The 446-nt window shown below is 60.9% G+C and carries 1 protein-coding gene and 1 pseudogene; both read left to right on the top strand.

The genetic code is table 11. The features are described from left to right. On the top strand, nucleotides 1-216 hold a 216-nt coding region (locus AC1DS3_RS39525; protein ID WP_477129486.1), incomplete at its 5' end, for a sugar transferase. Then, nucleotides 206-446 (top strand): annotated as a pseudogene (locus AC1DS3_RS39520) (hypothetical protein); the annotation flags it as partial. The gene AC1DS3_RS39525 and the pseudogene AC1DS3_RS39520, both read left to right, overlap by 11 nt.

Genomic DNA, 446 nt, shown 5'->3' with positions numbered 1-446 from the left:
CAGCTGGACCTGTACATGCTGCGCCACCGCGTCAAGCCCGGCATTACCGGCTGGGCGCAGATCAATGGCTACCGGGGCGAGACCGATACGCTGGACAAGATGGCCAAGCGCGTTGAGCACGACATCTTCTACATCCGCAACTGGTCGTTCTGGATGGATTTACGCATCATCTTCTGGACCGCGTTCAAGGGCTGGACTGGACAGAATGCCTATTGAATCGCAGCCATGGGCGCGGCCTGCCGCGCCGATTCTTACCACCCAGGCAAGGCTATGGCTATCGGTAGCAGCAGTGTTCTACGCCGCCATGCTGCTGGTAGGCAACCTCCCCGGCAATGCGCACGCCATGTCCCGGGAGWTTGGCGACAAGCTGCTCCACTTTGCTGCCTACGGCTGCCTGGCCGGCGCGATCTATCTCTCATTCAAGCGGTACCGCGCTGTGATGACGC

Source organism: Cupriavidus sp. 01L46 (assembly GCF_056399905.1).
Note: the sequence above shows the minus strand (reverse complement) of the source record. Positions and strands in the feature narration are given on the sequence as shown.